The sequence below is a fragment of the Arthrobacter sp. P1_A5 genome (assembly GCF_056406825.1).
In genome coordinates this window covers 1-5632 of record NZ_JBFTZL010000213.1, presented here as the reverse complement: position 1 = coordinate 5632, position 5632 = coordinate 1, and the positions used below count along the sequence as shown (strand labels likewise).

6 protein-coding genes and 1 riboswitch are annotated in these 5632 nt (G+C 68.3%); all 6 genes read left to right on the top strand.

Annotated elements, in window-relative coordinates; translation table 11 throughout:
• The coding region (locus AC1D1S_RS18765; protein WP_476995173.1) for a hypothetical protein at window positions 1–273 on the top strand (273 nt) is incomplete at its 5' end.
• Between the two features lie 148 nt (window positions 274–421).
• Window positions 422–519: riboswitch (TPP riboswitch) on the top strand.
• Window positions 502–2184 carry a bifunctional hydroxymethylpyrimidine kinase/phosphomethylpyrimidine kinase gene (locus AC1D1S_RS18760; protein ID WP_476995172.1) on the top strand — a complete coding sequence of 561 codons (1683 nt, stop codon included), beginning with the start codon at window positions 502–504 and terminating at the stop codon, window positions 2182–2184. It overlaps the preceding riboswitch by 18 nt.
• Before the next feature lie 402 nt (window positions 2185–2586).
• Window positions 2587–2895, top strand: coding sequence for a 50S ribosomal protein L21 (gene rplU, locus AC1D1S_RS18755; RefSeq protein ID WP_018773353.1), 309 nt, complete (start codon window positions 2587–2589; stop codon window positions 2893–2895).
• A 61-nt stretch (window positions 2896–2956) separates the two neighbouring features.
• Entirely contained in the window at window positions 2957–3220 is a 264-nt protein-coding gene (rpmA, locus tag AC1D1S_RS18750) for a 50S ribosomal protein L27 (protein ID WP_009372867.1), read from the top strand.
• 117 nt (window positions 3221–3337) lie between these two features.
• Complete coding sequence (obgE, locus tag AC1D1S_RS18745) at window positions 3338–4927, top strand: GTPase ObgE (protein ID WP_476995171.1); 1590 nt, start codon at window positions 3338–3340, stop codon at window positions 4925–4927.
• On the top strand, window positions 4917–5632 hold a 716-nt coding region (gene proB, locus AC1D1S_RS18740; protein WP_476995170.1), incomplete at its 3' end, for a glutamate 5-kinase. The genes obgE and proB, both read left to right, overlap by 11 nt.

Genomic DNA, 5632 nt, shown 5'->3' with positions numbered 1-5632 from the left:
GCGCCGGCGGCCGTCCGCGCTGCGGAGGCGCCGGCGTCACGCACAGCTGACACCACGACGCTGCGCGGCCGCCGCGCACGCCGCAACCGGAGTGCCAGCCGCGCCCAGGGCGCAGCCAACGAAACCTCCGTGGAGCACCGAGAGGCAACCCGGCCGGCCGCGGCCGGATCGGTCCACGAGGCCAAGGCTCCCGCTGCGGCCAGGCCTGCGTCCCTCCCGGCCGGCAACGAGCCGATCATCCTCGGCGTCGGCGTGCCGGCGTCGGAGCTGTAGTCCTCCGCGACTGACCACGTCCCCGTCCGGTCATTATTTCGACTGGTCGGGTTGCGGGTCCGGGTCGGGGCAGACGTAACATACGTCCGCCCAGGCCCGGGCCCGCTCGTGCGTTAACGGGTCCGCAGGGTGRCAGCGGCTAGGCTGGAACACTGACACGGGGTGCCGGGCATCGGGCCGGCTGAGATCCAGACCCGTTGAACCTGTCCGGTTAGCACCGGCGAAGGGATGTCTGCCTTGTCCGCGAGACCGAATCCGTCCGAGTTCCTCCCGCTCAATTTTCTGCACAGCGAGTCTCTGCCGGCCCCGCCGCGCATTCCCCGTGTGCTGGCCATCGCCGGCTCCGATCCCTCCGGCGGGGCCGGAATCCAGGCCGACCTGAAGAGCATCGCGGCGAACGGCGGCTACGGCATGGCCGCCATCACCGCCCTGACAGCGCAGAACACCCAGGGCGTGCGCGCCGTCCACGTTCCCCCGGCGGCGTTCCTCACGGCGCAGCTGGACGCCATCAGCGACGACATCGGCATCGACGCCGTCAAGATCGGCATGCTCGGTGACGCCGCCGTGATCGAAGCCGTCCGCGTCTGGCTGGAAAAGGTGCGCCCCGCCGTCGTGGTCCTGGACCCGGTGATGGTCGCCACCAGCGGGGACCGGCTCCTGCAGGAATCCGCCGAGGCCGCCCTGCAGGGCCTCCTGCCGCTGGCGGACCTCATCACGCCCAACCTCGCCGAACTCGCCATCCTGCTCAAGGAGCCCGTCGTGGCCGACTGGTCCGAGGCCCTGGCGCAGGGCAAGCGGCTGGCCGCCCTGACCGGCACCACTGTCCTGGTTAAGGGCGGACACCTCCAGGGCGGCGGGCCGGGGGGCGGGCATGCCCACGGCGCCGGCGCCGACGGCCACGCCGCCGGCAACGGCGACACGGACGGCTGCCCGGACGCACTGGTCAACACCGGCGGCCTGCTCGGCCAGGAAACGGTGGTGGTGCCGGGGGAGCGGATCGCGACGCGCAACAGCCACGGCACCGGCTGCTCCCTGTCCTCGGCTATGGCCACCGTGCAGGCCCGGGTGGGGGACTGGGAAGCGGCGCTGCGCGAAGTCAAACCGTGGCTGCTGGGCGCGCTCCGAGAAGCCTCGGCCCTGGACGTCGGCACCGGCAACGGCCCGGTCCACCACTTCCACCACCTCCAGCACCTGCAGGGCGGGCAGGCCCTCAAAGACGGCCAGCGCGGCCAGCACCGCCCGGCCGGGCACGGTCCGGCGGCGGGGGAGTTCGCCGCAGCCCTGCGCGCAGGAGCCGCGGGCGATCTTGAGGCGATCTACGCCCTGGACTTCGTCCGCGGACTGGCCGACGGCACCTTGCCCGAGCACGAGTTCGCGTACTACCTCGCCCAGGACGCCATCTACCTCAACGGCTACTCCCGGGTCCTGGCCCGGGCCGCGGCGATTGCCCCCACCGAGGCCGAGCAGTTGTTCTGGGCCCGTTCGGCGCAGACCTGCCTGGAAGTCGAATCCGAGCTGCACCGGTCCTGGCTTAGCGCCCGCCCCACGGACTCCACCCTGGGCCCGGTCACGAAAGCGTATGTGGACCACCTGCTGGCCGCCTCGGTCTCCGGCAGCTATGGCGTCCTCGTGGCGGCGGCGCTGCCCTGCTTCTGGCTCTACGCCGAGGTCGGTTCCAGGCTGCACCGGGAGTTCCTGGCCGGCGGCGCCCCCGGGGAGCACCCCTACGCCGGCTGGCTGCGGACCTACGCCGACGAGGACTTCGCCGCCGCGACCCGGCAGGCCATCGCGTACACGGACACGGCGGCCGGGCGGGCATCGGAGAGCGAGCGGGAGGCCATGGCCCTGGCCTTCCGGCAGTCATCGCGCTACGAAGTGGACTTCTTCGACGCGCCGCGGCTGTACGCCTGACGCGAGCTGGTCCGGACTACCGGTACGATGGTGGGGCACGGTTCCGGAAGTCGTTGCGGCAACACAGCTCAGGATGGTCAAGATCCCGGCCAAGAACATTGGCGGGGACTTTGCATCAAGACGCTGTGGCGCCTATCACGGACTACCCGCCGGAACCAGCCTCATTTGCGGCCGAAGGCAAAATTAGCGTATTCTAGATCTTCGGTGCTTACGCCAACACTTGGGTTATGACCCTGAGAACAGTCCACTTGGAATTCCAAATGGATTTGTTCCGGGGGTAGCTCATGGGTTCCCCTGGGGAATCCACCGGCGTTGAGGCACAGCGTGAGCCGGTCCAAACAATTTGGCCCCTGGTTCCGCACGCAAATCTAGTAATAAACGTCGAGAGAAGTGAGTTCCCCAGTGGTGTACGCGATTGTCCGCGCAGGCGGCCGCCAAGAGAAGGTTTCCGTTGGAGACTTCGTTACCCTGAACCGCGTCCCCGGTGGAGCCGGCAGCACCTTTGAGTTGCCCGCACTGCTCCTGGTGGACGGTGACAAAGTCACGTCTGCTGCTGCGGACCTGGCCAAGGTAACGGTTACGGCTGAGATCCTCGAAGACCTCCGTGGTCCGAAGATCGTCATCCAGAAGTTCAAGAACAAGACCGGTTACAAGAAGCGTCAGGGCCACCGTCAGGAACTGACCAAGGTCAAGATCACCGGTATCAAGTAACTCTTCGTTACTGTTCAGGTTCCAGCAGATTCCCCAGAATTTTTGAAGGCAGGCATTTCAAATGGCACATAAAAAAGGCGCGAGTTCCACTCGCAACGGTCGTGACTCCAACGCCCAGTACCTCGGCGTCAAGCGCTTCGGTGGCCAGGTAGTTTCCGCAGGCGAGATCATCGTCCGCCAGCGCGGCACCCACTTCCACCCGGGCGCCGGCGTAGGCCGCGGCGGCGACGACACCCTGTTCGCCCTGACCCCCGGTGCTGTCGAGTTCGGCACCCGCCGTGGTCGCCGCGTTGTGAACATCGTGGCTGCTGCAGCTGCAGAGTAACAATAAGTTCTAAATCGGTGGGGCGGGCCATTAGGTCCGCTCCACCGGTGTTTTAACCGCATTACAATCATCTTGGGCCCCTTTGGGGGTCCGGGGAACAGCACTGAGGAGATCCACGTGGCGAGCTTTGTAGACCGGGTAGTACTGCACGTATCCGGCGGTACCGGCGGTCACGGCTGTGTCTCCGTCCACCGCGAGAAGTTCAAGCCCCTCGGCGGTCCCGACGGCGGCAACGRCGGCAACGGCGGCGACGTCATCCTCCGCGTTGACCCCCAGACCACCACCCTGCTCGACTACCACCACGCGCCCCACCGGCACGCCACCAACGGCGGCCCCGGCATGGGCGACTGGCGCGGCGGCAAAAACGGCGAAACCCTGATCCTTCCGGTGCCGGTTGGCACCGTAGTGAAGTCCAAGTCCGGCGACGTCATCGCCGACCTCGTGGCCGAAGGCGACGAATACATCGCCGCCGCCGGCGGCATCGGTGGCCTCGGCAACGCCTCCCTGTCCTCCCAGAAGCGCCGCGCGCCGGGCTTCGCGCTGCTCGGCATCGAAGGCGAAYCCAGCGACGTTGTCCTGGAACTGAAGTCCATCGCAGACATCGCCCTCGTCGGCTTCCCCTCCGCCGGCAAGTCCAGCCTGATCGCCGCCATGTCCGCCGCCCGGCCCAAGATCGCGGACTATCCCTTCACCACCCTCATCCCCAACCTCGGCGTCGTCCAGGCCGGTGAAGTCCGCTTCACCATCGCCGACGTCCCCGGCCTGATCGAGGGCGCCAGCGAGGGCAAGGGCCTGGGCCACCACTTCCTGCGCCACGTCGAGCGGTGCGCCGCCCTGGTGCACGTGCTGGACTGCGGCACGCTCGAATCGGACCGCGATCCGCTCTCCGACCTCGCCATCATCGAGGCCGAGCTGGAGAAGTACGCTGTGGACATGAGCTACAGCGGGTCCGACGGCGAGGTCGTTCCGCTGAACCACCGCCCCCGCCTCGTGGCCCTGAACAAGGTTGACCTGCCGGACGGCAAGGACATGGCCGAGTTCGTCCGCCCGGAGCTCGAATCCAGGGGCTACAAGGTCTTCGAAATCTCGGCGACGAGCCACGAAGGCCTCCGCCAGCTCGGTTTCGCCATGGCCGAAATCGTCAAGGCCGCCCGCGACGCCGTCGCCGCGACCCCGCCGAAGGTTCACGCCCCCGTGCTGCGCCCCCGCGCCGTCAACGAGWCCGGYTTCASSATCCGCCGCGARGAAAAGAACCTYGAGCCGCTSTTCCGCGTCCTCGGYGASAAGCCSGTGCGYTGGGTCAAGCAGACAGACTTCACCAACGAGGAGGCGATCGGCTACCTCGCCGACCGCCTGGCCAAGCTCGGCGTCGAAAATGAACTGTTCAAGCAGGGCGCCAAGCCGGGCGACATGGTGGTCATCGGCGAGGACGACGGCGTCGTCTTCGACTGGGAGCCGACCATGATGGCCGGTGCCGAGCTGCTCGCCTCGCCCCGCGGCACGGACGTGCGCTTCGCCGACATCGGCGACCGCCCGACGCGTGGCCAGAAGCGCGACGAACAGCAGGAACGCCGCGACGCCAAGGCCGCCGCCCGCGCCGAGCTCGAAGCCGAACGCAAGGCCGGCATCTGGACCGAATCCGTCAGCGGCCGCCGCGCGCGGCAGCCGCTCAAGGAGAGTGGACTGGGCGAAGCCGATGACGAGTAAGACCGTCGTCGAGCACGGGTCCCAGCCGCTCAGCGCTCAAAACATCGGTGCCCAAAACATCGGTGCCCAGACCATCAACGCCCCGGACCGCAGTGCGCTGTCCGGGGCGCGCCGGATCGTCGTCAAGGTCGGCTCGTCCTCGCTGACGTCCATCAAGGGCGGGATCTCCGAAGAGGCCCTGACCGGGCTCGCAGACGCCCTGGCGCACAAGCGCAACGCGGGCGCGGAGATCATCCTGGTGTCCTCCGGTGCGATCGCCGCCGGTCTCGCCCCGCTCGGCCTCGAGAAGCGCCCCCGCGACCTCGCCACCCAGCAGGCCGCCGCCAGTGTGGGCCAGGGCCTGCTGATGGCCCGCTACACCCACGCCTTCGGCGCGCACGGGGTTACCGTCAGCCAGGTGCTGCTGACCGCCGATGACTTCATGCGCCGCAGCCAGCACACCAACGCGTTCCGCGCGCTGGACCGGCTGCTGAACCTCGGCGTTGTCCCGGTGGTCAACGAAAACGACACCGTAGCCACCCACGAGATCCGCTTTGGCGACAACGACCGCCTCGCGGCCCTGGTGGCTCACCTGGTCCGCGCCGACGCGCTCGTGCTGCTGTCCGACGTCGACTCCCTGTACGACGGTCCGCCGTCGCACGGCGCCAAGCGGATTCCGCACGTCTCCGGCCCCCACGACCTCGACGGCGTCTCGATCGGCAGCAC